The 24,734-nt window shown below is 61.7% G+C and carries 29 protein-coding genes and 2 pseudogenes; 7 read left to right on the forward strand and 24 right to left on the reverse strand.

Features of this window, described 5'->3' with window-relative positions; translation table 11 throughout:
• The 18 genes from KBI52_RS08990 to KBI52_RS09075 form a co-directional block, all read right to left on the reverse strand.
• The coding region (locus KBI52_RS08990; protein ID WP_210806856.1) for a DNA-binding response regulator at positions 1-545 on the reverse strand (545 nt) is incomplete at its 3' end.
• Positions 546-1,290: 745 nt separating this feature from the next.
• Positions 1,291-1,500, reverse strand: coding sequence for a DUF1508 domain-containing protein (locus tag KBI52_RS08995; protein ID WP_210806858.1), 210 nt, complete (start codon positions 1,498-1,500; stop codon positions 1,291-1,293).
• A gap of 158 nt (positions 1,501-1,658) precedes the next feature.
• A complete protein-coding gene (locus KBI52_RS09000) occupies positions 1,659-2,189 on the reverse strand; it encodes a hypothetical protein (RefSeq protein ID WP_210806860.1) in 531 nt (176 codons plus the stop codon).
• Positions 2,190-2,559: 370 nt separating this feature from the next.
• The gene (locus KBI52_RS09005) at positions 2,560-3,336 is read right to left on the reverse strand and encodes an SDR family oxidoreductase (protein ID WP_210806862.1); all 777 of its coding nucleotides are present in this window, start codon (positions 3,334-3,336) and stop codon (positions 2,560-2,562) included.
• Positions 3,337-3,448: 112 nt separating this feature from the next.
• Positions 3,449-4,648 (reverse strand): ABC transporter substrate-binding protein, encoded by a 1,200-nt coding sequence (locus KBI52_RS09010; RefSeq protein ID WP_210806865.1) that lies wholly within the window; start codon positions 4,646-4,648, stop codon positions 3,449-3,451.
• A gap of 152 nt (positions 4,649-4,800) precedes the next feature.
• Positions 4,801-5,733, reverse strand: a complete 933-nt coding sequence (locus tag KBI52_RS09015) for a 3-keto-5-aminohexanoate cleavage protein (RefSeq protein ID WP_210806867.1) — start codon at positions 5,731-5,733, stop codon at positions 4,801-4,803.
• Positions 5,734-5,781: 48 nt separating this feature from the next.
• Positions 5,782-6,588: an SDR family NAD(P)-dependent oxidoreductase gene (locus KBI52_RS09020; RefSeq protein WP_210806869.1), complete on the reverse strand. Its 807-nt coding sequence runs from the start codon at positions 6,586-6,588 to the stop codon at positions 5,782-5,784.
• Positions 6,589-6,613: 25 nt separating this feature from the next.
• Positions 6,614-8,146 carry an AMP-binding protein gene (locus KBI52_RS09025; RefSeq protein WP_210806871.1) on the reverse strand — a complete coding sequence of 511 codons (1,533 nt, stop codon included), beginning with the start codon at positions 8,144-8,146 and terminating at the stop codon, positions 6,614-6,616.
• Positions 8,147-8,264: 118 nt separating this feature from the next.
• A complete protein-coding gene (locus tag KBI52_RS34035; RefSeq protein ID WP_210806873.1) occupies positions 8,265-8,528 on the reverse strand; it encodes a hypothetical protein in 264 nt (87 codons plus the stop codon).
• A gap of 76 nt (positions 8,529-8,604) precedes the next feature.
• Complete coding sequence (locus KBI52_RS09035) at positions 8,605-9,138, reverse strand: 2,4'-dihydroxyacetophenone dioxygenase family protein (RefSeq protein WP_210806874.1); 534 nt, start codon at positions 9,136-9,138, stop codon at positions 8,605-8,607.
• 28 nt (positions 9,139-9,166) lie between these two features.
• Positions 9,167-9,919 (reverse strand): SDR family NAD(P)-dependent oxidoreductase, encoded by a 753-nt coding sequence (locus KBI52_RS09040; RefSeq protein WP_210806876.1) that lies wholly within the window; start codon positions 9,917-9,919, stop codon positions 9,167-9,169.
• On the reverse strand, positions 9,907-10,836 hold the full coding sequence (locus KBI52_RS09045; RefSeq protein WP_210806878.1) for a sugar kinase: 930 nt from the start codon (positions 10,834-10,836) through the stop codon (positions 9,907-9,909). Before KBI52_RS09045 ends, KBI52_RS09040 begins: the two co-directional genes overlap by 13 nt.
• A gap of 60 nt (positions 10,837-10,896) precedes the next feature.
• Positions 10,897-12,096, reverse strand: a complete 1,200-nt coding sequence (locus tag KBI52_RS09050) for an L-dopachrome tautomerase-related protein (protein WP_210806880.1) — start codon at positions 12,094-12,096, stop codon at positions 10,897-10,899.
• Positions 12,097-12,129: 33 nt separating this feature from the next.
• Positions 12,130-12,780, reverse strand: coding sequence for an RraA family protein (locus KBI52_RS09055; RefSeq protein ID WP_210806882.1), 651 nt, complete (start codon positions 12,778-12,780; stop codon positions 12,130-12,132).
• 26 nt (positions 12,781-12,806) lie between these two features.
• On the reverse strand, positions 12,807-13,775 hold the full coding sequence (locus tag KBI52_RS09060) for a C-terminal binding protein (RefSeq protein WP_210806884.1): 969 nt from the start codon (positions 13,773-13,775) through the stop codon (positions 12,807-12,809).
• 72 nt (positions 13,776-13,847) lie between these two features.
• Positions 13,848-14,867, reverse strand: coding sequence for a DctP family TRAP transporter solute-binding subunit (locus KBI52_RS09065; protein ID WP_210806886.1), 1,020 nt, complete (start codon positions 14,865-14,867; stop codon positions 13,848-13,850).
• Positions 14,868-14,896: 29 nt separating this feature from the next.
• Positions 14,897-16,186: a TRAP transporter large permease gene (locus KBI52_RS09070; protein WP_210806888.1), complete on the reverse strand. Its 1,290-nt coding sequence runs from the start codon at positions 16,184-16,186 to the stop codon at positions 14,897-14,899.
• The gene (locus KBI52_RS09075) at positions 16,183-16,692 is read right to left on the reverse strand and encodes a TRAP transporter small permease (RefSeq protein ID WP_210806890.1); all 510 of its coding nucleotides are present in this window, start codon (positions 16,690-16,692) and stop codon (positions 16,183-16,185) included. The genes KBI52_RS09070 and KBI52_RS09075 overlap by 4 nt, the downstream gene beginning before the upstream one ends.
• Positions 16,693-16,826: 134 nt before the next feature.
• Here KBI52_RS09075 and KBI52_RS09080 point away from each other — a divergent pair, with 134 nt between their 5' ends.
• From KBI52_RS09080 to KBI52_RS09095, 4 genes are all read left to right on the forward strand, one after another.
• Positions 16,827-17,495 carry a GntR family transcriptional regulator gene (locus KBI52_RS09080; protein ID WP_210806892.1) on the forward strand — a complete coding sequence of 223 codons (669 nt, stop codon included), beginning with the start codon at positions 16,827-16,829 and terminating at the stop codon, positions 17,493-17,495.
• A 566-nt stretch (positions 17,496-18,061) separates the two neighbouring features.
• On the forward strand, positions 18,062-18,325 hold the full coding sequence (locus tag KBI52_RS09085; protein ID WP_210806894.1) for a hypothetical protein: 264 nt from the start codon (positions 18,062-18,064) through the stop codon (positions 18,323-18,325).
• A gap of 317 nt (positions 18,326-18,642) precedes the next feature.
• Entirely contained in the window at positions 18,643-18,834 is a 192-nt protein-coding gene (locus tag KBI52_RS09090; RefSeq protein ID WP_210806896.1) for a hypothetical protein, read from the forward strand.
• A 269-nt stretch (positions 18,835-19,103) separates the two neighbouring features.
• Positions 19,104-20,099 (forward strand): phasin family protein, encoded by a 996-nt coding sequence (locus KBI52_RS09095; protein WP_210806898.1) that lies wholly within the window; start codon positions 19,104-19,106, stop codon positions 20,097-20,099.
• A gap of 315 nt (positions 20,100-20,414) precedes the next feature.
• Here KBI52_RS09095 and KBI52_RS09100 read toward each other — a convergent pair whose 3' ends face one another.
• The gene (locus KBI52_RS09100) at positions 20,415-20,696 is read right to left on the reverse strand and encodes a hypothetical protein (protein WP_210806900.1); all 282 of its coding nucleotides are present in this window, start codon (positions 20,694-20,696) and stop codon (positions 20,415-20,417) included.
• A 207-nt stretch (positions 20,697-20,903) separates the two neighbouring features.
• Between KBI52_RS09100 and KBI52_RS09105 the strand changes: the two genes are divergently transcribed.
• The 3 genes from KBI52_RS09105 to KBI52_RS09115 all read left to right on the forward strand — a co-directional run bounded on the left by KBI52_RS09105 (position 20,904) and on the right by KBI52_RS09115 (position 21,788).
• Positions 20,904-21,083 (forward strand): hypothetical protein, encoded by a 180-nt coding sequence (locus KBI52_RS09105; protein ID WP_210806902.1) that lies wholly within the window; start codon positions 20,904-20,906, stop codon positions 21,081-21,083.
• 159 nt (positions 21,084-21,242) lie between these two features.
• Positions 21,243-21,452 (forward strand): hypothetical protein, encoded by a 210-nt coding sequence (locus KBI52_RS09110; protein ID WP_210806904.1) that lies wholly within the window; start codon positions 21,243-21,245, stop codon positions 21,450-21,452.
• A 45-nt stretch (positions 21,453-21,497) separates the two neighbouring features.
• Positions 21,498-21,788, forward strand: coding sequence for a hypothetical protein (locus KBI52_RS09115; RefSeq protein ID WP_210806906.1), 291 nt, complete (start codon positions 21,498-21,500; stop codon positions 21,786-21,788).
• Positions 21,789-21,801: 13 nt separating this feature from the next.
• On the opposite strand, the gene KBI52_RS09120 is transcribed toward KBI52_RS09115, so the two are convergent.
• From KBI52_RS09120 to KBI52_RS09140, 5 genes and pseudogenes are all read right to left on the reverse strand, one after another.
• The gene (locus KBI52_RS09120) at positions 21,802-22,131 is read right to left on the reverse strand and encodes a hypothetical protein (RefSeq protein ID WP_315974899.1); all 330 of its coding nucleotides are present in this window, start codon (positions 22,129-22,131) and stop codon (positions 21,802-21,804) included.
• A gap of 42 nt (positions 22,132-22,173) precedes the next feature.
• Positions 22,174-22,764, reverse strand: coding sequence for a LemA family protein (locus KBI52_RS09125; protein WP_210806908.1), 591 nt, complete (start codon positions 22,762-22,764; stop codon positions 22,174-22,176).
• A gap of 194 nt (positions 22,765-22,958) precedes the next feature.
• Positions 22,959-23,240, reverse strand: coding sequence for a hypothetical protein (locus tag KBI52_RS09130; protein ID WP_210806910.1), 282 nt, complete (start codon positions 23,238-23,240; stop codon positions 22,959-22,961).
• Between the two features lie 321 nt (positions 23,241-23,561).
• Positions 23,562-23,756, reverse strand: a pseudogene (locus KBI52_RS09135) (sigma factor-like helix-turn-helix DNA-binding protein); the annotation flags it as partial.
• Between the two features lie 432 nt (positions 23,757-24,188).
• Positions 24,189-24,734, reverse strand: a pseudogene (locus KBI52_RS09140) (hypothetical protein); the annotation flags it as partial.

Genomic DNA, 24,734 nt, shown 5'->3' on the forward strand with positions numbered 1-24,734 from the left:
ATGCCGCTATACAGATGATTGAGGAGCATCTCTTTGGTCAGCGTGCTCCCCTGGCGCTGAGCCAGAAACGCCAGGATCTTGTACTCCGTGCCGGTCAGGTTCACCTGGCGTCCTCCGACCTCAGCCTGCTGAGCCCGAGGTTTGACCGTCAGATCGCCACATTGAAGGACAGCTTCGGTCTGATCGGAGGAGCGGCGGATAATAGCCTGTATGCGGGCGATGAGTTCGTCCTTGTGAAACGGCTTGGTGAGGTAGTCATCGGCACCATAGCCGAGGCCTCTGACCTTGTTCTGGATCCCATCCAGGCCTGAGAGGATCAGAACGGGCGTGCTCACCTTGGCAAGCCGCAACTGGTGCAGGACATCGTAGCCTGACATGTCCGGGAGGTTGAGGTCGAGGAGGATGATGTCGTAATCGGGGAGCCGGCCGAGATCGATGCCGTGCTCGCCCAGATCGGCCACGGAGATCCGGACGTTGAGGCGCTGGAGCATGAGCTCAATGCTTTGGGCGACAGAGATGTCATCCTCGATCAGCAACACCCGCATCTCATCACCTCCCAGAGACCTGAGCCAATGTGAGGGAAGTATGCTCAACGAGGAGTTAACGCTGATGGCACGGGACGCTCTTACTGCGTCGCCCCTGTTTCAAGACTCAGGTGACTTTGCCGGCTAAAGAAATTTGCATATGCTCAAGTAAAATGATGCATATCAGCCGACTCTTGGGCGAACTGTGAATATGTTAACGGAAAGCACTTTGACTATTATAAGTTCATCGTTCGTAAATCGATGTGCTACCAATTCAGCAATGCTAGCGTCTATCTGATTTCGATCAATCCTAAGCCCCTGGATGTTGTGGAGAGCGTCTACGATGCGTGGACGGTGTCATCCTTGAATGCGGTGGTGGTAACGCTCTTCTGCAATATCATGAGCGCGAACGCGCCGTAGCGTTTGACACTCCGACGGGCGCGCTCGCTTTGCTTGCTGGTCTTAAGACACGTTCATCTGCCGCCAGGGAAGCTGAGACGGATGAATATTCCGGAGAAAACGCACAATGTCTTGTCGACCGTAGGTGCGGTGTCGTTGTGCGCCTATCAGAACGGCAGGGCAGCCGAGTTTCATCGTCCACCACTGAGTGAGTTCGTCACGCTGAGAGGGACTGTCAATCACGCTATCTCGGACAGACACAACCCCAAAAGGCGATGCCTTGGCCTCGTACCAGAGCGAATTGCCAAGTTGACATCTTTATTCCTTCTATGGCGAGTGAGCCCAAGCCGCAGGCTTGGGCTTGGGGTTACGCTGCATTGAGAAGATCTGCGGGCATCCAAGTCGGGCTGTTAGCCGATGCCTTCATGATCTCAATGCTTCGTTCGCAGTCCCTGCGGCTCTTGTAGCCTTCGCTGCTCACCGCAATGGTTTTGCCGTTGCTGGCCTCATAGGTCCAGCGCCACTCACCACGAGAATCCTTGTACATCCAGTACGAGGGGTACACACGATTTGCCATATAAGGCTCCATAGGTCCTGAGTTGACCGGAGCTCAACATCGCAATACATACAAGCTGTCCAAGCGAAGTATCCATTGGATGCTTAGCCCCGACTGCGACGGAGGACTTGCCGTCGAAGTTGGGAACAAACGCCCCGCCGCCACAGCGGGGCGTTTGTTTAAAATGGTATGTCATCGTCGAAATCTCCCGATGACTTTTCGGGCTCAAGATCCCACTCGTTATCGTTCTCGACAGGATTTTGCGGTTCTTTTCCGCGGCCACTGCTGTGCACATAGTGGCGTCCTGCCTCAGTCAGTTGCCATCCTACTGGCCGCACGAACTCCACACGTTCGTCGCGGGATAGATAACCTGCCAAGGTTGCATTTCGGTTCTGTCCCGCGATTGTTAGTCCTTCGATTTCAATAAGATCTGCGAGTTTGCCGATTTCAATCGGCATATCGTTGAAGAATAAGATCTCGACAGCCTTATCAACTAACGCGCGCGATCTGCTAACTCTTCCTTGGGCTCGTGGCCGAGCCACTGCAGTGGCTTCAATCCCACTGTATCGCTCCAAGGTTTCGATAAATCCGCGGAGTTTGATTTGCTCTGCTCGCGCTCGCTCCATCGCTTCAAGCGCGCGGGCTTCTGCAGCTTCTTGCTTTGCAAGGTCCGCTTTTGCTCGGGCTATTAGCTCTTCTGGACTAATCACGAATCGGCTCTCAAGCTCTCACTTCATAGCAACAAAAATACCTAGTAATCACTTCACGTCAATAGTGCTGTGATGAAAAGCAGCCTTTTGAAGTGACTGATGCGGACGGTAGTAGTTATAACGTGTAGCGAGCGCTTGGCATTGAAAGGCGCTGAGAATAACGTCGGATTGGATGCTCACTCTTGATCCAAATCGCAGGGTTTGTTGCACAAACGTGTATTCTCCTCAGACTAGGACTGAGCTCGACGCCCTGGAGCAAAAAGGGGAGCTCGCAATTGAATGGTATAACATTTCGCATAACATTTTTTATGGAACTAGCTGTCATCTCTGCGCATCTGGCTACGCAGGAGCGAGCCGGCCCCCAAAAACCTTATGCGAGGGACTGCGTATCACCATCGATTGCGATTGCTTGGCCTGAAATCGTTCTCCCACGAGGCGAGCACAGGAACACGATCTGATCGGCAATCTGCTGCGGCGTCACTGCGGTTCGCAGAGAGACGTGTCGGAGGAACTCGTCCTGCATCTCTTCATAGCTGATGCCGCGTGCCTGAGCCTTGCTCCCGACCACGCGGCGGATCCGATCCCCCTCCACGACGCCCGGAAGAATGGCGTTGACCCGAATCCCGAGCGGCCCCAACTCCATCGCAAGAGTTTTGGTGAATCCCACCACCGCCCATTTCGATGCCGCGTAGGGCGAGCGCAGAGGAAAGCCGAATCGTCCCGCGGCGGATGAAAGATTGACGATGGAGGCGTTGTCACTCTCGCGCAGGTGCCGGACAGCCAGACGGGCGCAGTTAAACTGCCCTGTGATGTTGACCTGAAGCGTTCGGTCCCAATCCTCGGGATCGACTTCATCTACCTGCGCCGTTGGCCCCGCGATCCCGGCATTGTTCACAAGAACATCCAGCCCACCGAGAGCATGAAGGGCTTCCTCGAAGAGGAGGTTCACGTCTGTCCGGTTCGCAACGTCGGTCCGGGACCGGGTCACGTCCGGATCGCTAGTCGCCAGAGAGGCGAGTGCCGCATCATCAATGTCGCAGGTATGCACCCTTGCCCCCTCGCGGACGAAGCTTCTGGCAATCTCCAGGCCGATACCCCCGGCTCCAGCGGTCACGAGAACGCGCAAACCCTGAATTCCTAAATCCATTGCTGTCACTTTCCATTGCCGAAGCGGTCTCTCTTCGTCATGACGTGCGATCATGGGTTGGTTCGCAGGCAGACGAGGCAGGTTTACCCAGCCCCGTCCGCACCTGCTGCGATCAGCCTTTCACGAGAGGGCAGCCGCCTTCGCTCATTGGGCGGAACGCCTGATCAGCCGGAATCGTGGCAAGAAGCTTGTAGAGGTCCCAGCTCCCCTCGGATTCACTCGGCTTCTTGACTTCGAACAGGTACATGTCATGGATCTTACGGCCGTCCGGGCGGATCTTGCCCTTTCCGAACAGTGGATCGTCGGTGGGCATCTCCTTCATCTTGGCCATGACCTTCGCCGTGTCCTTATCCTTCAAGGCTTCAACAGCCTTGAGATAGTGAAGCGCACCGGCATACACGCCTGCATGAACCATGGTCGGCATCTTGCCTCCATTCTTCTCGGCAAAACGCTTCGACCAAGCTCGAGTCTGGTCATTCTGGTCCCAGTAGAACGCCTCCGTCATCACCAGACCCTGAGCCACCTGAAGCCCCAGGGCGTGAACGTCGGTGATGAAGACCAGGAGTCCGGCGAGGCTCTGGCCACCCTGGACGATTCCGAACTCCGCCGCCTGCTTCATCGTGTTGACAAAATCGCCACCAGCATTCGCGAGGCCGATCACCTTGGCCTTCGACGATTGTGCTTGCAGGAGGAAGGATGAGAAATCTTGGCCCGGGAATGGATGGCGCACGGTTCCGACGACCTTGCCGCCCGCCTTCGTCACCAAGGCCGACGTGTCGCGCTCAAGCGCGTGTCCGAACGCGTAATCTGCCGTGAGGAAGAACCAGGTATCCCCTCCACGTTTCACCATCGCGCCGCCCGTCCCGTTCGCGAGCGCCCAGGTATCGTAGGTCCAGTGAACGGTGTTGAGCGAGCACTGTGCTCCTGTCAGATCCGAGGTGCCGCCACCTGAATTGATCAAGATCTTGTTCTTCTCGCGGGCGATGCCGTTCACGGCGAGGGCCACTGAGGAGGTTGGGACATCCAGTATGACGTCAACGCCATCCTGATCGTACCATTGCCGGGCAATGCTGGCGCCGATGTCCGGCTTGTTCTGGTGGTCTGCGGCGACGATATCGACCTTGATGCCCTTCTCGGCCGCTTTGAAGTCCTCGACGGCCATGCGGGCTGCGATCACCGATCCTTCGCCGGTCAGGTCGGAATAAACGCCAGAACGATCATTCAAGACGCCCAGCTTGACTGAGGTCTGCGCCTGGGCCGCTCCTGTCATGGCCAAGGCGGCCAGAGCACTGAGAACATAACGCGTCTTCATTGTTTCCTCCCTTTTTAGGACATCCATCTTAGGCACGCATGTGGGTGATTGAAAAGGCAGGCGACAAGCTCGCACAATGCATTGGCGGCGAAGCGTCCGAACGCCTTTATGTCTGACGGCTTATCTGCGGCAGCCCGTTGGCCGCACAGTTCTCAGAAAGCGGTGTTATCCGACCCTTTTGTTTGGAGCATGTTGCGCGCCTCGTCCGGCGTAGCGATGGCGAGGGAAAGCTCCTCAAGGATGCGGCGGATCTTGCGGACCTGGTCGGCATTGGATGGTGCGAGTTCTCCCTTGCCTAGATAGAGATTATCCTCCAGGCCCACCCGTACATGGCCGCCGAGGATGGCTCCCATGGTGACGAACGGCAGCTGATGCCGGCCGGCGGCCAGGATGGAGAGATAGTAGTCGTTGCCGAACAGGCGGTCGGCTGTCGCCTTCATGTGCATGAGGTTCTCGGGCTCGGGACCGATGCCGCCGAGAGTCCCGAAGATGGCCTGCACGAAGAAGGGCGGCTGCACGAGTCCGTGGTCGGCAAAATGGGCGAGGTTGTAGAGATGGCCGACGTCGTAGCACTCGAATTCGAAGCGGGTGCCGAGCGCACCCAGTTCGGTCATGCCCCGTTCGATCTGCGCGAAGGTGTTCGGCAGGATGAAGTCCTTGGTCATCTCCAGGTAGGGCTTCTCCCAGTCGTTCTTGAACGACGCGATGCGTCCGCCGGCGCCCGAGATGTTGAAGTTGAACGATCCCATGTTCATGGAGGCGATCTCGGGCTGCGCCCATTTCGCAGCTGCGAGGCGCTCGTCGAGGCTCATGCCGAGGCCGCCGCCGGTGGTGATGTTCACGATGGCGTTGCAGCCCTCCTTGATTGCAGACAGGAACTGCTTGAACACGTCGGGGCTCTGCGTCGGGCGGCCGGTTTGCGGATCTCGTGCATGTAGGTGAAGGATCGCGGCACCGGCTGCCGCTGCATCAAGGGCGCTCTCGGCGATCTGCTGCGGCGTGACTGGCAGATACTGCGACATGCTCGGAGTATGGATTGATCCAGTGACCGCACAGCTGATGATGACTTTTTCCGATCGCTTCATCGAAACCTCTGGAGCCGGACTCCGCTTCGTCGTCGGGAGCATCCGTGCTTAAGACACTTTGAGCGTGATCCCACCGTCGACAACAAGCTCAATGCCGGTAACGTACCGCGCCTCGTCGGACGCGAGATAGAGCGCCGCGTTCGCAACATCCCAGGCATCCCCCATGTGACCCATCGGGACCTGGGCCTCCCGGGCCCGCCACATTGCCTCGACATCGCCGCTCGCGTAGCTGCTGGCGAGGCCCGCCGATTGCTCGACCATCGGCGTCTTCATGAGCCCCGGCAGAATGGCATTCACGCGGATCTTCCTTGACGCGTATTCGACGGCGGTCGTGCGGGTCAGATGGTTCATGGCGGCCTTCGTCGCATAGTAGGTCGAGTAAGGGACGCCCGTGTACCGGATCGAGGCAATCGAAGAGATGTTGATGATCGAGCCGCCGCCCTGACGCTCCATGATCGGGATCACATGCTTCATTGCAAGGTAGCAGCTCTTCAGGTTGATGGAGAAAACCCGATCCCACGTCTCCTCCGACAGCTCGACGACGCCGCCGACCTGAACGATGCCGACATTGTTGTCGAGCACGTCGATTCGCCCGAACCGCTCCAGACAGGACGCCACGACGCGCTCCACGTCTGCCCCCTTCGAGACATCGGCTTGGCAAGCCTCCGCTTCACCCCCCCCGCCCTGGATGATCTCGACCGTCTCGCGGGCCGCTGCCTCATTGAGGTCGACGCACAGCACGCGTGCCCCTTCCCGCGCGAACAGAACGGCTGTCGCCTTGCCGTTGCCCCAACCCGGTCCGCTCGACCCGGCCCCCATCACCAGAGCTGTCTTCCCCGCAAGCCGTCCCGTCATCACCTTTATCCTCTTCCGTGATCGTTCAGGCCCCTCGAACGCCCCTGCGGGCGTCAAGGGCTCGAAGCTCGGTCTTTACGACCTTGCCATAGTTGTTCTTCGGCAGGGACTGGAGCTGCACATAATCCTTGGGTCTCTTGAACCGGGCAATCCGCTCAAGGCACAGTTGATCGAGTTCGTCCGGCGTGGCCTCGCCGACGAAGTAGGCCACGACAACCTCGCCCCATTCCGGATCGGCCCGGCCGATCACCGACACTTCACGCACACCAGGGTGGATGAGCAGCACCTCCTCCACTTCGCGCGGATAGATGTTCGAGCCGCCTGAGATGATCACGTCCTTTGATCGGTCCTTGAGCGTGAGGAAACCCTCATGGTCCAAGGCACCGACATCTCCCGTCCAGAGCCAGCCGTTGCGGAGCGTTCTGGCAGTCGCATCCGGGTTCCGCCAGTAGCCCAGCATGACGGGAGCCCCTCGCACCACGATCTCCCCACTCTCGCCATGTGCCAGGGGCCGCCCTTCCTCATCGACAACCTGGACTTCGACGGACGATTGGGCCGTTCCCACGGATCCCAGCCGTTCCCGCCACCGTGGATGCGCACGGTCAGCGATCAGGTCACGCTGCAAGGCCGTGATGGTCATGGGGCTTTCGCCCTGGCCGTAGATTTGGACGAAGCGGGCCCCCATCACCGCCACGGCATCCTCGATGTCCGCCAGGTACATCGGCCCGCCGCCGTAAACGATTGTCCGGAGTCCGGTGCCTTCGCTCCCGACGCTTTTCGCATGGTCAACCAGCCGCCGCACCATGGTAGGTGCCGCGAACATCGAAACGCCGTCCAGCGCCGCTCCGAGTTCCAGGATCTCGGCAGGGTCGAAGCCCTGGGACTCCGGGACAACGTGGCGGGCGCCCCGCAGCACGTGCATGAAATTGTAAATCCCCGCGCCGTGAGACATGGGCGCAGCATACAGGGCCGCGTCCGTCGGCCGGACCTCGTCAACGTCGACGAAGTAGGAGAACGCCATGGCGTGCAGGTTGCCATGAGACAACATCACGCCCTTGGGTTTTCCTGTGGTCCCGGATGTATAGAACAGCCACGCGAGATCATCCCGGCCGCGCGGCAAAAGCGCCGCAAACACCTCGTGTCTGTAAAGCGCTTGGAATTCAGGGCTGTCCACCGAGACCGCAGGCACGCTGCATGAGGCTCCGGCCAGGATCGGCGGCAAGTCGGCTGCTTCATCATCGATGAAGACGACCTTGGCCTCCGCATCGCCGATGATCCAGGCTGCCTCGTTGGCATGCAACTTGTAGTTGATCGGAACCGCGACGGCGCCGACAGCCCACGCAGCGTACAGCAGCTCAAGATATTCAGCGCGGTTCGCCAGGAAGAGGGCAACGCGGTCGCCCGGACGCACTCCCAACCGGCTATGAAGAGCTTCGGCCAAACGCATCACCCGTTCGGCGAAGACGGAATAGCTAGCCAACACATAGGTCCCACGGAGAAGCGCCGGCGCCTGCGGCGAGCGCATTGCCGTGCGCATCAGCCATTCACATAGGTTCATGCGGAACTCTCTTGAAGCATCGCTGCCGCCAAAATCCCTCCGGTCAGGCTATCAAACCGCGGGGGCCGGAACAGTTTACCAAAAAGTCTAACTGGCACCTGACAGGCCGCGCGCCCGTTCAATCCGCCGCGTCAGAATGCGGAATTCGTCGAAGAGCGGAGCTACCGATCCTCCTGCCGCCATACCCGCAAAGGCACGCAGCGTTATCGATAATCCGGTCCGAGCCGCTTGGCGACACCAGAAACTGCGCACCCGCGGCCTGGGCCTGATCCAGTTGCGCTGGTGTGACGATGGGGTCCGCCTCAACGGTCACCTTCGGCACGCTGCCGGCAATGGCCCTGATGCAATTTAACGCCTGCGGGGGCCCGCCGCGTCGGTTCAACTACAGATGGCGACTGCCGGATCCTCGAGCGTCAGTACTGGTATGATCGAGGATCCGGCGAGCATGCCGATCCCGCTCATCGGATGAACTGATCGACGTAGTCCGCTCCGAGCCCGTTCTGGGCGTAGTGGGCGCGGCACTTGTCGATGCGGGTGAAGACGTCGTCGAAGCCCGTCGTTTTGCCGTCGGGATCGACGTAGATCATCGCGCCATTCACCTGGAACAGCGTGATCATCTCCTCCACGTGCGGATCGACCACGAGGGTGTGCGTCTCGCCCGGGGCCTCATAGGCGTAAGATCCTTCCTTTGCCACCCAATCATGCTCGAGATACCGCCATTCACCCTTCAGCACGAAGGCATGAACGGGTTGGGGATGACGGTGGCGGGAGAGGACGCCCGACTTCCGGACCCGCAGCAGGTTCATCCAATAACCACGGGACGCGGCGAGCAGCAGCGGGCGGAACCACACATTCTCCTCAACCGGCACCCAGATGCGCTCGTCGGTCGGGATCGCGTTCGGAATAACGAGCTCGGGTGGCGACTCCTTGGGCTGTGGGTGCTTGTAGGGAGCCCATTTGTCATTGGCGGGGGTCAGATCGGGTGTGCTCATGGCATTTCCTTTGCAGTTTCCTTGGCGTTCATACGGTGAGGTAGCCGCCGTCCACCGGCAGAATTGTCCCTGTCACGAAGCGGGCTGCGGGCGAAGCCAAGAATACGGCGGCTCCCGCGACCTCGTCCGGTGTCCCCCACCGGCCCATGGGGGTCCGGGACAGGATGGGACCGCTGCGCTCGGGATCGTCCTGGAGGGCTTGCGTCAACAGCGTCGCGATCCAGCCTGGCGCAACGGCATTGACCCGAACGCCCTCCCCGGCCCAGGCCGCGGCCAAGCTTTTGGTGAGCTGGCCGATGCCGCCCTTCGAGGCGCTGTAGCCGGGCACACGCGCTCCCCCGAAGAACGTCAGCATGGACGCGACATTGACGACGCATCCTTGCGCCTCAACCAGTTTCGGCTTGGCGGCGGAGGAAACCCGCATGGTGCCGGTCAAATTGATTGCCACCACATCCGCGAAGACATCCGGGTCATGCTCCTGGTCGCGCCGGATGACCCCGGCCGCGTTGATCAGGATATCGAGCCGTTCCAACTTGGCGATCAATGCAGCAATGGCCGCCTCATCGCGAACATCGAGCACGGCGAATTCGATCCCCGTCGTGTCAAACTCGGCTGCGGCCCGAGCCCGCTCAGCCTCACTTGCGCCGGTCGCCAGGACACGGGCGCCGAGCCTGTGAAAGGCGAGCGCCGCACCAAGTCCGATCCCGCTGGTGCCACCGACGACCAAAACCTGGCGGTTGTCGAAAAGCCCCGGGGCAAAAGCATCCGTTATGCTGACCATGACGACAGTGCCTCCTGAACCTGGGACGCCGTTGGAATGGGATCGACGGCTCCGTAACCGGTCGTCGACAGGGCGGCGGCGACGGCCGCATAGCGTCCCGCCGTGGCAATGTCGTCTCCGTTGACAAGGCGCGTCACAAAGGCTCCGCCAAACGTGTCGCCCGCGCCGGTTGCATCAATGGCATTGACGGGAAAAGGTGCAATGCGGTGTCGTTCGTCCGCATTCGCAACAATTGCGCCCTTGGCTCCCAGCTTCAAGGCGACTATCTTGGCGCCACGCATCAGGGCAAGGTCGACGAGCTTGTCCGGATCCTGAATCCCGGTCAGCAACGCGACGTCGTCAAAGGACGGCAGGCAGATGTCGCACAATCCCATCATGTCGAGGATCGTCGCCCGTGCGCGGTCCTTCGACCAGAGCTTCAGACGCAGGTTCGTGTCGAACGATACGAGCCGGCCCGCCTTCTTCGCCACCTCGACTGCCGCGTAGCCGGCATCGCAGGCCGACGCCGAGATGGCGAGGCTGATGCCTGACAGGTGGACCACCTGGCCGGACGCGAGATAGTCGCTGGGAATATCGGTAGGCGTGACACGGCTTGCGGCCGACCCGGTCCGGAAGAAGGTGAAGTGATGGCCTTGCTCATCGTGATTGACGAAGTAGACAGCGGAGGGAGCGGATGGGTCGATCTTCACCTGGTCTGCATCGACGCCTTCCCGGCGCCACAGGTCGAGGAACATCCGGCCGTAAACGTCGTCGCCCAGAGCGGTGTAATACCCGGTCCACGCCCCCTGCCGGGCCGCCGCGACGGCGAAGTTGGAGGTGTCACCGCCATAGCCCTGGAGGTAGGAGCGCCCGCCGCCCTCCTTGGTCTGGTTGAATTCGATCATCGGCTCGCCGAGGGCGATAATGTCAAGAGGCATCCATCGTGCTCCGATCGGTAAGGGGCCGGCCACCGCAAGCATAGCGGTGGCCGAGAGAGTTCACTGGCTGAGATAGGGCTTGCCCACCCCTGGGATCTTCCAGATCCGGAAATTCGGCGTGGCAGGGTTCTCGAAGTTCATGTCGCCATCCACCCAGACATTGAGATGGTTCGAGACCACATGAAGCGCTCCGTCGGGTCCCCACGCCAGCGTGTCGGGCCAGGACATCTCGGGATGATGAACGAACCGCTCCAGGCGACCCGTCCGGGTATCGAATTTCATGATACCGTTGAGCTGGAGCGCCGTCAGGTACAGGTTTCCATCCCGGTCCGCCGTGAGGCCGTCGGTGTTGGACGGCAGCGTGGTGACCCGTTTCACCCTCGCCTGCACTTCGGGCTCCGACAGGGACGCATCCCGCAGCGACGCCGTGTCGAGCGACCAGAGGGTGTTGCCGGTGAGATTGGTCCAGTACAGCGAGCCCTTGTCGCCGGAGAGCGCGATGCCGTCGGCCCCGGTCAGCATCGGACTGCCCTTCAGCACCGGACGGTTGTCGATGTTGAAGAAGAAGTTCGGCTCGTTGTTGGTGAACATGGTCCGGTCAAGAACCCGCCGGGCCTTGTTGGCCTTGGAGTCGTAGACGATCAGTCCACCGTGCAACGGATTGCAGAAGATCCCGCTGTCGGTGATGTAGGCAAAGCCACTGTCGTTATCGACGGCGACGTCGTTGAGGAACGAGCATTTCTTGTCTGAATCGGCCTCTGAGAACTCGTAGCGCTGAATTTCCTTGTTGGCCTTGAGATCCCACAACACCAGCTTCTCGTCACCGGGATTCGAGGGCGCTCCCGCGATGTGCCCCTGGTCGAGGATCCACATCACGTCGTTCCGGTCGATCTCGAACCCGAGGACGGCTTTCAAGCCCCTCGGATTCGCGGGATCGTTCAGTTCCTCGGAGGGGAACGGCTGGAGAGCCCACTTTCCGTCCTTCTGCACGAGCTTAGACAGAGTCGCAGGGATCTCCCTGCCGCCCCACCGCGCCGTCGACACGTAGATCGTGCCCTCGCTGTCGACCTTGGCGCCCTGCAAGAGGGCCTTGCCGTGGATCTTCGATTGCCGCCAGGCATCGGCGATCTTCGCGTCCTTCACATCGTAGGGGAGGCTGTTCCATTCGGCGACGACCTCGACCTTCGGGCTCTCGGCATTCGCCGCCGAGTGCAAGACAGTAGCAGCAACCAGGACGGCTGCGAGTGTGCTTATGCGCATGATTGTCCTCCCCTTCCCTTCCATGGTGAGCCGTCAGATGCGGCCGTACTTGGCAAGTCCCTGCCGGAGCGAGCGTTCGGCAATGATGAGCTTCGCCTGCTCGTACTCGCGCCGGTCGATGTCACGGGCCATCTCGAGCACCGCCTCGGCATGCGCCTGCGGCACGACCACGACACCGTCGATGTCCGCGACGATGATGTCGCCGGGATGGATCCACACGCCGCCGATCTGGACCGGCACTTGGGAGGCCAGGGTCTTGAAGCGGCCGAGTGTCGTGCCTGGAGAAACGGCGCGCGCGAAAATCGGAAAATCGTAGTCGCGGCGGATCTCCTCGATGTCGCGCACGCCGCCGTCCAAGATGGCGCCCACGTGGTTGTTTGCGACGGCGCCGGCGGTCATGAGACCACCCCAAACGGCGAGGTTCGCCTCGCCGCCGGTGGCAATGCAGATGACCGAGCCCGCCGGCGCCTCATCGATCAGATCAAGCGCATGGGTCGGGGGTACGAACTCGGCGGCGGGGCCCTCCAGGACGGTGGCGGCGGGGCCGACGACGCGCTTCGCATTGATCCGCGGCACGATCGCGTGGTCGAGATAGCCGCGAGTTCCGGCGATCTTGTCGACGGCGTCGGCGACGGACGCCGTCGCGACGGCCCTAAAACCTTCCAGAAGTTCATTGAGTGCCATTCTTGTCTCCTATGGTGGTTGAATGATCAGGCCGCTTCGGTGTCAGACCAGCGGTTGGTCCAGTTCAGCGGCGGCTGGCCCGAGAGAATGCGGGCCACCTCCTCGGCTGCCTTGCGTTGCAGTTCGGCCACCGACTCCTCCGAGTACCAGCCGGCATGATCGGACAGGACCACGTTCGGCAGCTTGAGGAGCGGGTTGCTGGTGCTTGGTGGCTCGGTCTCGAGCACGTCGAGCCCGGCTCCAAAGACACGGCCATTCTGCAAGGCGGCCACAAGGGCTTGCTCATCGATGAGAGCACCGCGGCTCGTGTTCACGATGATTGCCGTCGGCTTGAGAAGCGCGAGGTGCTCCGCATTCAGAAGGTGCCGGGTCTCCGGTGTCAGTGGTGCATGCAGGGAGAGATAGTCGGCCTCCCGGCACAGGGCTTCAATCGACGCGGCTTCGACGCCGTGCGGTAAGTCGGCGTAAGGGTCGGAAGCCAGGACGCGCGAGATGCCGAACCCCCGCATCTTGCGTTCGAATGCCTGTGCGATGCGGCCGTACCCGATCAACCCAAGGGTCTTGCCTGCCAGACGGTGCATCTTCTCCCTGGATCCGGAGTACCAGCCGCCGCCGCGGACATAGGCGTCGCGGCTCGGAACGCGCCGTGCCACTGCAAGGAGCAACGCCATCGCGTGATCGCTCACGTCCTCGGTGCCATAGTCCGGGACATTCGCGATGTAGATTTGGCGAGCCGTCGCCGCATCGCGGTCGATGTTGTCGACACCGATACCGTAGCGAACAATTCCCTTCAGACGCGGCGCTGCGGCGATCGCGGCAGCGGTCACGGGCGACTCCCGCACCAACACCGCATCCGCGTCGCGGATGGCGTCAACGACAGCCTGGGCATCGCCGCGGCAAGGCACAAGCATCGGCTCGGCCCCAACGCGGGCCAGCACCTCGCGCTCGACGTCGTATTGATCGTAGCCGTCGTCGATGATCGTCACGCGGATCATAAAGACCTCTCTCTAGAGTGGCGTTCAGGCCTCGCAGGTTGCGGGACCTGAACGCAGACGGGGGAGCGCGCCTCACATGCCTTTTTCGGCTTGGGCCGTCGCATCGATCAGCTTGCCGACGATGTCCTTGCCGACCTCCTTCTCGAGGTAGGCGCGAACGGGCGGCTGCGCGACCTTGCGGAACGCGTCAACCTGGTCCGGGGTGAGTTCGGTCACCGTCATGCCCTTGTCGGACAGGATCTTGCCGGCATTCATATCCTGCTCGGCGGTGAGCTTGCGGTGTATATCCTTCGCGATCACCACGGCCTCGTCGAAGGCCTTCTTCTGGTCTGCCGTGAGGGATTGATAGAAGTTGTCGCTGACCAGGTACGCGTGCAGAGAGTAGACGTGCCCGTCCAGGGTCACGTGCTTCTGGCTCTGGTAGAGGCTGGCCGCGAGGATATTGGTGACACCGTTTTCCTGTCCGTCGACGGTTCCCTGAGTCAAGGCGGCAGGCAGTTCCGCCCAGTCGATGGCCGACGGGCTCGCACCGAGACTCTTCACGAGCTCGATGAACACGGGGCTCGGCTGAACCCGCATCTTCATGCCCTTGAGATCGTCCGGCTTGGTAATCGCCTTCTTGGAGTTGGTGAAATGGCGGATGCCATTGTCGGCATATGCCATGAGCCTGATGCCGGTCTCCTTCAGCATGCCGTCCGCAAACTCCTTGCCGAACGGACCGTCGAGAACGGACCACGCGACCTTCTGGTTCTTGAACAGGTACGGCAGCGCGAAGATGTCGAAGGTCTTGTACATGCTGGAGATGCCGCCGTCATGGACGACAGCGACCTCGACGGAGCCGAAGCGCAGACCCTCCAGGACCGTCGTTGCGTTACCGAGCTGACCGGCAGGGTAAATCTCGACCTTCAGGGCGCCGTTCGTTTTCTCCTCGACGTGCTTCTTGAAGGCCAGCGCAGCGGCATGCTTCGGCTGGTCCTCGCGGCCAGGCTGGAAATGGGTGTACTTGATCGTCTTGACGGCCTGGGCCCATGCGGTTCCCGATCCGGCGATCAGGACGGCCGTTGCGACAGTCGCGAGCAGTGTCTTGAACATTGCGTTTCCTCTCCTTCTTGTGGACTTCGTTATTTCAGGTAGCCGAAGGCGTTCGGCAGCCAGGTGCTGAAGCCGGGCACCAGGGTCAGCAGGGCAAGGACGGCAATCTCGGCGCCGAGCAGCGGCCAGAGCTCGCGCACCAGCGCGTTCATCGGAACCTTCGTGACGACGGAGGTCACGAACAGGAGTCCCCCCACCGGCGGCGTGATCATCCCGAGCGTCAGGTTCAGAATGACGATCATCGCGAATTGCAGCGAGTTGATGCCGATGGCGTCCGCAACCGGCGCAAGGATCGGCACCAGGATCATGATGCCCGGCAGCGGCTCCATGAAGATGCCGAACAGCAGCAGGAAGACGTTGACCGCCACAAGGAAGCCGATGGGGCCGAGGCCGAGCGAGACGATGAACTCCGACACGGCCTGAGGAATTTGCAGCACCGTCAGCGCCCAGGCGAATGCTTCCGACGTCGAGATGATCAGCATGACCGAGGCGGTCATGACGGCCGTGCGCACGAGGATGGCCGGAATCTTGTCGAAAGTCAGCGTGCGGTAGATGAAGCGTCCGGCCACCCAGGCGTAGAACACCGCGACCGCGGAAGCCTCGGTCGGGGTGAAGGCGCCCGTATGGATTCCACCGAGGATGATGAACGGCAGCATGAGGGCGGGAAGTGCCCGCCAGGCGATCAGCACGAATTCGCGGAGCGAAGGACGTGCGTCGCCGGCACGATAATTGCGGCGCACCGAGATCCAGTGGTTCACGAGCAGGAGCGCCGCCGCGATCATCAGGCCCGGCACGATGCCTGCCAGGAACAGGCCCGTGACGCTCACACTGTTGTCGGTCAGGGCATAGACGACCATGATGATCGACGGCGGAATGATGGGCCCGACGATGGCGGCGGAAGCCGTCATCGCGGCGGCATAGGCGGGATGATAGCCCGTCTGGCGCATCATCTTGGTAATGAGCGATCCCGGGCCGGCGGCGTCGGCGAGCGCGGATCCGCTAATGCCGGAGAAAAAGGTCATCGTCAGGATGTTGGCGTGACCGAGACCGCCGCGGATGTGCCCGACACAGGCGGAGGCAAAGCGCAGCAGCACCTCGGTGAGACGCCCGCCCGACATCATCTCGGCGGCGAGGATGAAGAACGGGATGGCCAGCAACGGAAAGCTGTCCAGACCGGCGAAGAACTTCTGCGGGATCAGCATGGCCGAGAACCGGCCATCCCAAACCACAGCAATCAGGGTTGCGAGGCCGATGGTGATGGCGATGGGAACGCCGACCGCCATGGTGAAGAGAAAGGTCGAGAAAAGTACGGCGGTCATAGGACGCTCATCTCCGCAGCTTGGGCCTGCTCCTCGGCGGTCACGTCGTGCGTCAAGGTTTTCCGGGCGGTCAGGAGGACATGGGCAATCATCAGCACGGAGCCTGCGGGGATGGCGAGATACACGGCGCCGAGAGGCAGCCTCAGCACGGCGGTCTGCTGACGCCATGCGAACATCGCGTAGCGCCATCCGAGCCAGGCCACGGCGGCAAAGAAGCCGATGACCGCGACGAGAACGAACAGGCGGAGGATCCTAGCCCCGAATGCGGGAAGCGCCTGCTGAAGGTTGTCGATGGCGATGTGAGCGCCCTCGCGCATCGCCAAGCCGGCGGCCAGCCACGCGAGCCAGATCATCAGGTAACGGGTGAGTTCCTCGACCCAGCTCAGCGAGATGCCGAACAGGTAGCGGAGCGCGACATTGGCGAAGACGAGCACGGCCATGATGGCCAGCATCGCGCCTACGGCAAAGCGGTTCGCGCGGACGAGGCCGCGGTCAAATGTTTCCAATGGATTTCCTCCCTGATGAGGGGCCGGCCGTCTTCTGCGGCTCTGGCGTGTAAAGTCTAATATATCACATATGACAGGCTTGCAAGAACCCGAGAGATGTGAGAGTGATTTTTTGTCAGGGGTAATGTTGGACCATGAATATCGCTCTCTCATTGGAGATTCCTCAGTCCCTCACGGATGTGGCGGTCGAACGGATCCGGGCTGCCATCATCGATGGCACCCTGGGTCTTGGACAGCAGATCTCCGAATCGGCGCTCGCCACATCCTTCGGCATCTCCAAAACGCCAGTCCGTGAGGCCCTCATGCGCCTGCAAACGGAGGGGCTTGTCACGATCCAGCCTCGCCGTGGATCATTCGTGTTCACGATGGGGAAGGAGGAACTTGCCGCCATTTGCGATTGCCGAACCATTCTGGAAACGGCCGCTCTGAGGATGGCGGTGGAGCGCCAGGGACCCGCTCTCGCGATGGCATTGAGCGCCAATACCGGACAGATGGAGCAGGTGTGGAACTCCGATGCCGCCGCGTATCGGCGCCTCGATACCGCTTTCCACCAGTGCTTCTTCGACCACTGCAACAACCAGTATCTGGTTGAGGCCTATCAGCTCATCTCGGGCAAGATGGCAGCGCTGCGGACGCGACTGTCGTCAAGCCCCGATCATGTTCGCAAGTCGTACGACGAGCACCTTCAGATCGCGAAGCTTGTCCAAGAAGGCGATGTGGACACGGCCATCTCGATTCTGGAAGGGCATATTGGACAGCGGCAAGGCTCCTATTGGATCACCAAGGAAGCGTTTTCCTCCTGATCCCGGTCATTTCCGCTTCTCCCGTTTCTACAGGACGATGGCCTCGCATCGGAAGACTGCGGATCCATGGCGTGCCTGCCTTGCGCTGGCTGAGTTGTGTCGGATTTACCCCGTTCTCTGTGAACCGACACGGTGCGTGACCCTCGATAGGCGTGCAACCGTGATTCCGGGCAAAGTCTGGAAAGGAGCGAACGCACAGCGACATGGCCTGTCGGAAAAGGGCCAGCCGTGCGAGCCGAATGAGGAGTCAAGTGCCACGCTGATGCACAAGTGTGCCCCAGCATGAGCATGCCTGCCCCTGCGATGTGTCCTCAGTGGCTGGGTGGTGCGCCGCCGAAGATGTGCTGGTCCACATCCTGCTCGCGGACGGCTGCGGGATCCCATACGTCCCTCGGGTGAGAGCAATCCAACGAGTCCGCGGTAACCGATCTCTGCTGCTCAGCCCAAAACACTCTCGAAGGGGGTAGGTAAAGACCCGTCGTAATCCTACCCATCCGTCGGCACTTGTTAACCTACGTTAACACCGTCATCTCTTGGGCCGGAAGCAAGAACAACAAGAGGAAACTATGCCCAACAATTCCCAACAGCCCTATCGGATGTACTCGCCGCACCTTGGCGCCATGATGCGTGAGGTTCTGCATACCCTGGGCGATATCGATGTTGCCGCCGAGATTGAGCTGGAGAAGGTTGAGGCGAGTGCGCTCGACCCAAGATCGAAAGAGGCCACCAAGGGCACGATCAGAGCCGCCCATCGCGAGAAACGTCAACCGTATGTGGATCTCCTGGAGACACTGCGGCGGCGGCAGCACTGCCAATCCCTGGCAGCCTGAGGTGGAAGAGAAACGGTCGAAGAGGCGCCATGACGAGCAGAAAACGGAAGCCATCGTCTTCGATCCGCCGCCGCATGATCCGGCTTGAGCGGGGACTCGCAGCCGTGGAGGCTCAGATCGCTCAGCTGGAGCGGAACAAGGGCTTGGGAGTGACCATGCACGACCACTTTGCTGACTGGCAGAGGGCTTCCCTGTTTGTCACTTCGCGCTCAGGTGAGTGGCACTAGGCGAAATCACAACGGCGGCCAACCTGCGCATTCGCAGTCAAGCGAGCGTAGCTTTAAGCATCGTCAACATTCAGATTGGCAGAACGAGCAATGACCGAAATCCGTGAAGAACGGGGCTCCCTCATCCGAGCCTGTGAGGCTGCAGCCCAGACGCACATTGCCTACGCGCGGCGGGCCCACACCGAGTTCCAGCGCTCATTCCACGAGCGGCGTGCAACGGAAGCCCTCCAGAGGGCGCACAAATACCGGCAGGAGCTTCACCATCTTCCCGATGACGAGTGAGCCAACCAGAGAAGGTCACGCATACAGTGCGTGGGGGACTGCCATGCTCCACCGGTCGAAGGACTAACATAGGTGAAAAATTTGGGAACGCTGCACGGTGGTCGGCGCGTTGTCTCGCCGATGTTCAAGTCAGCAAGGAGGCTCATGCGAGCACCCTTGTCGGTTCTGCGTTTTGCGAGGTCGCGCCGCCTCGACCTGCGACTGACGTCACTTCGCGTCATCCAGTTATAAGCCCCTGTTCCGCCCCCTTTTATTGCGAGGGAGAAACCATGTCTGACACCAGACGATTCAGCCAAACGCCGCCCGACAAGGCGAATGAGCTGTTTGAAAAGCTGCTGGCTACCTCCGACAACGCGGTCAAGACCCGCGAGCGCCTGTTTGCCGACCTGAAGGAGGAGCTGGAGCTCCTCGCCGGCCTTCAGGAGGAGCACCTGTTTCCCGTGTTGAGACGGCACGGAATGTTGGATCTCGTGCGCGAGGCCACCGACGACAATGAGCAAACCAGGGCACTCCGGGACGAACTTGAGGCCATGCCGAAGAACAGTGGCGACTTCCTCGGCAAGACCGCCGAGCTGAGACGAATTTTCCAGCAACACATCCGTGATGACCGGAAGGAACTGCTTCCTGCGGTGCTCAAGGTGCTGAGCGACGAGGAGGCCAACGCCATAGCCGAGACAGTGGAGGATGAGATGGCGAACATCGATGAGACCAAACGCGCTGAAGCGCGGCGTTCCCGCGAGCAGGGCGAAGCCGTGCAGCGGGTAACCGAGGACGTGGCGGACACGCTGCGGGCTGGCGTGGAGAGTGCCCAGACCATGGTTCAGGTCATGCAAGAGGCGGTCCAGACCAGCTTCGGCGCCTTCTCGGAGCTGACCCGCCGCTCGACTGGCCAGAGCTTGCAGGCCGCCGACCGACCTGACGCAGTCGCCTTGGGGCTGAGCGAGGAGGCGGCGCACAACCTGCGCGCCGCGGCCCAGTCTAGCACGGCTCTCGCCCGCGGCTTGCAGGAGGTGTCGCGCGAGCTGGTCGACCGCAGCCAAAAGCGCCTGCAGCGCAACCTGGATGGCCTGCAGGCCCTCGCCCGCTGCCGGTCGATGACGGACTTCATTGAGGTGCAGAGCTCGCTGCTGCGCGACAACCTAGAGCAGACGGTCGAGAATAGCCGGCGTCTCGCTGAGCTCACGATCCAGATGACCGAGGAGGCCACCCGCACCGTGACGGTGCAGGCTGACAAGACCGCCGAGCGGGTCCGCCGGGTCGCCTGAGTGTTCGGCACGCAGCCTGACAGGAAGAGCGCCCTTGAGGCGCTCTTCGCTTGTAGATCGTACAAAATGGCGATCAGCGCACTTTCATCGTCAGCGTGAGGGACGAGGCAAGACAGATTGTGCTGCGGGCCGCGCTTTCCCTGATCGAAGCCACGTTCGCAGAACGGGCTCTATGGAAGTCACCGCCAATCGCATTCTGCGCCCTGTCCGAGCATGTGCTCTAGCCGCATGTGCAAGGGCAGGTCAGGTGGTCCATCAGCCCAAGCCGGTTCAGATCTCATGGAAGCCTTGCGACGTTCACGCCGGGTCTGACGCTCATTCTCCAGTGTTGGCCCTGCCTGCTTCCCCCTGGAGCTTCTCGTCGTACCACTCGGCCGAGTCCGAGGCGAAATCCTCATCCTGATCCAAACGCACCAGGAAGGCCGAGGCCAGGAAGTAGTGGAAAGGAATGTCGGAATGCTCATCGTCGAGCATGGCATCGACCTCAGGGCTGGCGAAAAGCTGACGGCTGATCTGGCCATCTTCCATGCCCAGGACGACAGCGACCTGTCCGGGCTCCAGAGTGATCGTGGTCTTCTGGTCCTTGCTGTCGGTCATGCTGATGGCTCCCTCGCGACGAAGCTCGGCCGCGATCCCTCAATCCTGCGAAGGCTCACACGTTCCCCGTTGCAGAGCATTCGCTTACCTCTTGGTTCTGACACCACGCATGCGGCCGCAGGTCGCCTGAGCCAGCATGGAAAAAGGGGAACATCACTTCAGTGTCCAAGTTGGCTCAGTCCGATCACAGCACCGTGGAGCAGCCAAATGGCACAGAACGCAGGCGCCAATCAGGGCCGCGTCAACAAGACCCAGGACAAGAGCGCGGACAGCAAGCGTCGGCCGGACAATCAAACCGGAGCCGGAAACACGGAGGCAAAGCCGCTGGATCCCGGGACGGGAACGGACGGTCGTGCGCCGAGCGACATGTCCGGCGGCCGCAGCTAGGACGCCCTCAACATTCGATGAACACTGCACACCAAAGGATTTGTCATGGCCAAGAAAGCCCGCGTGAGATCGTCTTGGAAGAGGGCAACGCGGATCAAAAGTCAGCCGTCCGGATCACGGGCGGAGAAAGTCACCCAGAAGCGCAGCTAGGGGACGACTATGACTACTCGGAACCACAACAACCGCAGCGAGAAGCAGAAGGGGCACGTGCCTGGCCGAAGCGACGAAGCCGTCGTGAAGGGCCACAGCAAGGATGCCGGCCACCATCCGCATCATGGCGATGGCGGCGGTGGCGTTCCCAAGACGCAAGGCCAAGGCCAAGCCAACGAGGGGGTGGACAACCGCAAGCAGAACCGCGGTCACGGCTAACCAGCATTCTACTGGCCTGACACGCCGAACCTATGGAGATCTCCCATGCCAGATCCGGACGATCCGAACGCCAATCCCCCGTCTGCCGGGAAACAAGGAGAGACTGCACAAACCGAGGGTGACGTCCCGAACCTTGGACCGACGTCGGATCCGGACGGGCGCGACTTTGGCGACTCCGCCGGCTATGGCAGCAGCGGCTCTACGCGCGACTATCAGGACGTGGTGGGTGAGAATCCGGTCACCGCCGGCAGGCCCAATCCGCTTGACGCCGTGATCCCGCCCGAGCCGCCGAGTGGCCAGGATGAGGATTGGCAGGACCCGGACACCTCCCGCTGACCGGGGCCTTGCCTTACTGCTCGGTGAAGAAGGTCAGCAGGACCTTGCCCTTCTCGCCGATCAGGCAGACGAAGCGGTTGGGCTTGTCAGTCTTCTCGCGCTGGAGATAGGCGTCGCCCATAATCACCATCCTGACCGGGGTGTCCTCGACCTTGGTGTTCGCCTTGGAGATCGCCAGCCCATCGATATCGAAGGTCAGGTCCTTGATCGCCGGGGACCGCTCCTTCAGAGCCACCAGACCAGCCAACCGGCAGGCCTCCACCTCCTCCGGCACCTGGGCCTGAGCCGAACTCGTCATAATCGTGGCGGCCAGGAACACTGACAGGCTGACGTATCGCATCATCCACTCTCCTCTGGATCTGTCGTGCCTTGCCGGCGCAACGGCCTAAGGTCGAGCTGGCGCCTGGGGCTGCTCGATCTCGGCCTGCGCAAAGGTCGTCAGGGCCTTGGCCTTTGGGTTGAGCAATGCAGCAACCCAGGCGCCTGGGAACCCGCGCAAGTCCTCATTGTGGGCCCAGACCGCGCTGGTGAGATCGCTTCGGGCCACAATCAGCCGGTCCTCCTGACGCTGGAATTCGTGCAGCCGGTTCTGCAAGGCCGTGTCGCCCGTGAGCTCGGGATAGCGCTTGATGGTCTCGTAAAGCCTCTCCAAGGCATCCGAAAGGCGCTGCTGGGCCTGCTCGTAGTGCCGGAAGCGTTCCGGCTCGGCCAGGAACCCGTCTGCGTTGCGGATGGCGACCACCTCATCGTGGGCCGCCATGGCCTCATCGAACACTTCGCGCTCACCCGGTGCCTTCCGGCGCACCGCCTCGACCAGCGCCGGCACCTGATCGGCCCGTTGGCTGTATTGGACTTGCACCTCGCCCCAGGCCTGCTGCGCCCGCTCCCACAAGCCGGGCGCTTCGCCTGGGGCACAGCCGATCATGCCAAGAGTGAAGCCAAGGATAAGACTCCATGCTCCCAAACGTGTGCGCACCGTTTCCTCCTACCATAGAGGGGCCGTTTGGTTTTGGTCCGCCGCTCCCGTAACCCGAGCTGTCAGCCCTGGTTCCCGGCTGCGCGCCGTTGTGCGCCCGCCAACGCCCACGGGTCGGCTTCAGGGAGAAGCCGGTGGAGGTCGGCGCGGGGCCGCTGCACAGCCGCCCATGACCCACGGTTGCGGATCGCGGCTTAGGCCGCCAAGGCCCTGATGCGCACCTGCAAAGCCTTCAGCCGCCGGACGTACGGTTCACGCCGCTCGCGGTGGTGCTGCTGCAGCTTCCGGATCGTGGCCTGCTTGAGCCAATCCTCGGCCGAGCTGGTCCTGACCGTCTCGATGTCGCCCTCATGGGCGAAGTCAATGTCGGCGAGGGTGGCCAGAAGCGATTGCAGCAAGGGTTGAAGCTCCCGGGAATACATGCGGGGATGCCATGGACCCGTCCGGGTGAACGAGCGCTCGCGATTGTCGGTCATGGACTTCCTCCGTGTGTTCTTATGATGGGCCGGCGTGGCCTTTGCCCCGGCAGGTGGGTTCAGGGCCGCCCGGATGCAACCTGCCCAATGGAGGTAGTGCCAGCGCCCTGCCAAGCGGGATGCAGTGGGGAGTCCCGCCGCGGCTTGGGGATCATGCCACCCGTTCAGCCGGCCTCCGCCTCAAGCCGGCGGAGATGGTCACGGCTGAGCTCCAGGAGACCCTCGCACTGTGCACAAACTCCTTCGCCTCCGAGGTGTCCACGCCATCCGTGGCCATTCGCCTGATCAGGGCCGCCTGCCGGGCGCAGCGCTCCTCGGACCTCACACGGAAGCGTGCAGGACCAGGGTGGCTCTGACCAGGCGGTCAGGGCCGAGATCCTCCTCCGGCTCCAGCTCCAGGAGTTCCGCCAATCGCGTACGGGCGCGGTTCACCCGGCTCTTGATCGTGCCTAGCGTCGTGCCGCAGATCCGGGCCGCCTCCTCGTATGACACCCCCTCCGCTCCGACCAGCACGATATCGTCGGCGAAGCGGGCCGGTCGCAGGCCTTGACGACCGCATACACATAGGACTTCGCGGCATTCATGGTCTTGGAAAAGCCCCTGGAGGACGGCTCACTGCTCGACGGGATCCTCGCTACGCTGGTGTCATGAACGCCGGCTTCAACGCAGAGGCGGAGGTCCATCAAACGTCCGCCTCGTTGAGATGGACAGTCGGATTGCCTGTGGTCCGGCCGTGTAATCCGGACGGGTGCTGAGAATGGCCATGGCCCGGGCCACCGTGTCCTCAACCCGCCGTGCAAACCCACATCACACCGTGTTGGTCCGGACCGCTGGTACCTGCCGCAGCGGGCGGTAGCCCCCAGTGCGAGCGCAACCCGCTGTAGGTTAGATCGCGCAGGCAGTCAGGCGCCGCAGACGGACAGGTTCATCGGCCCTGCCCCACGAGCTTTATTCATACGACCTCTGTGACGCATACGACGTGCTGGCCGGGGATCTTTGCCGTGGGCTCCCATTTGCATTTAGGAGGATTTCGCGCGGCCCGGCCGCCAAGGCCTCTGGGCGGCTGACATCGCCCAAACGGTTTCGGGCGCTGGCGTCGACCGCCAGTGAGACGTCTTCACCCGGCGACAGGGCTTCGCGGAACGCCTGGTTCTGCCCACCGTCGGCGTAGACCAGCCTGACCGGCTGTACGCCCCGGGCAATCAGGTTAGCCACCTGCTGCTCGTCCCTCTGCTGTATCTGAGCCACCGCGGCCGCCACGGATGGATCGCCCGCATCGAAGACATAGCGCCCATTGCCGACCCCGACCTGGGGCTCCTCGCGGGTGACCTCGAAGGTGTCGGAGCCTTCCTTCAGGTTCTTCCAGAACGCAATGTTCGGGTCGAGGCGGTGCTTGGCCAGGTTCTCGGCTGTCATCCGGAACGGATAGGACTGGAACTGGAAGCCGCGCTGACCGGCGCTGAGCGCCTCGCGGGCGATCGCATAGATCTCGGC

The sequence above is a fragment of the Microvirga sp. HBU67558 genome, assembly GCF_018069605.1.
In the GTDB taxonomy this organism is placed as follows: Bacteria; Pseudomonadota; Alphaproteobacteria; order Rhizobiales; family Beijerinckiaceae; genus Microvirga; species Microvirga terrae.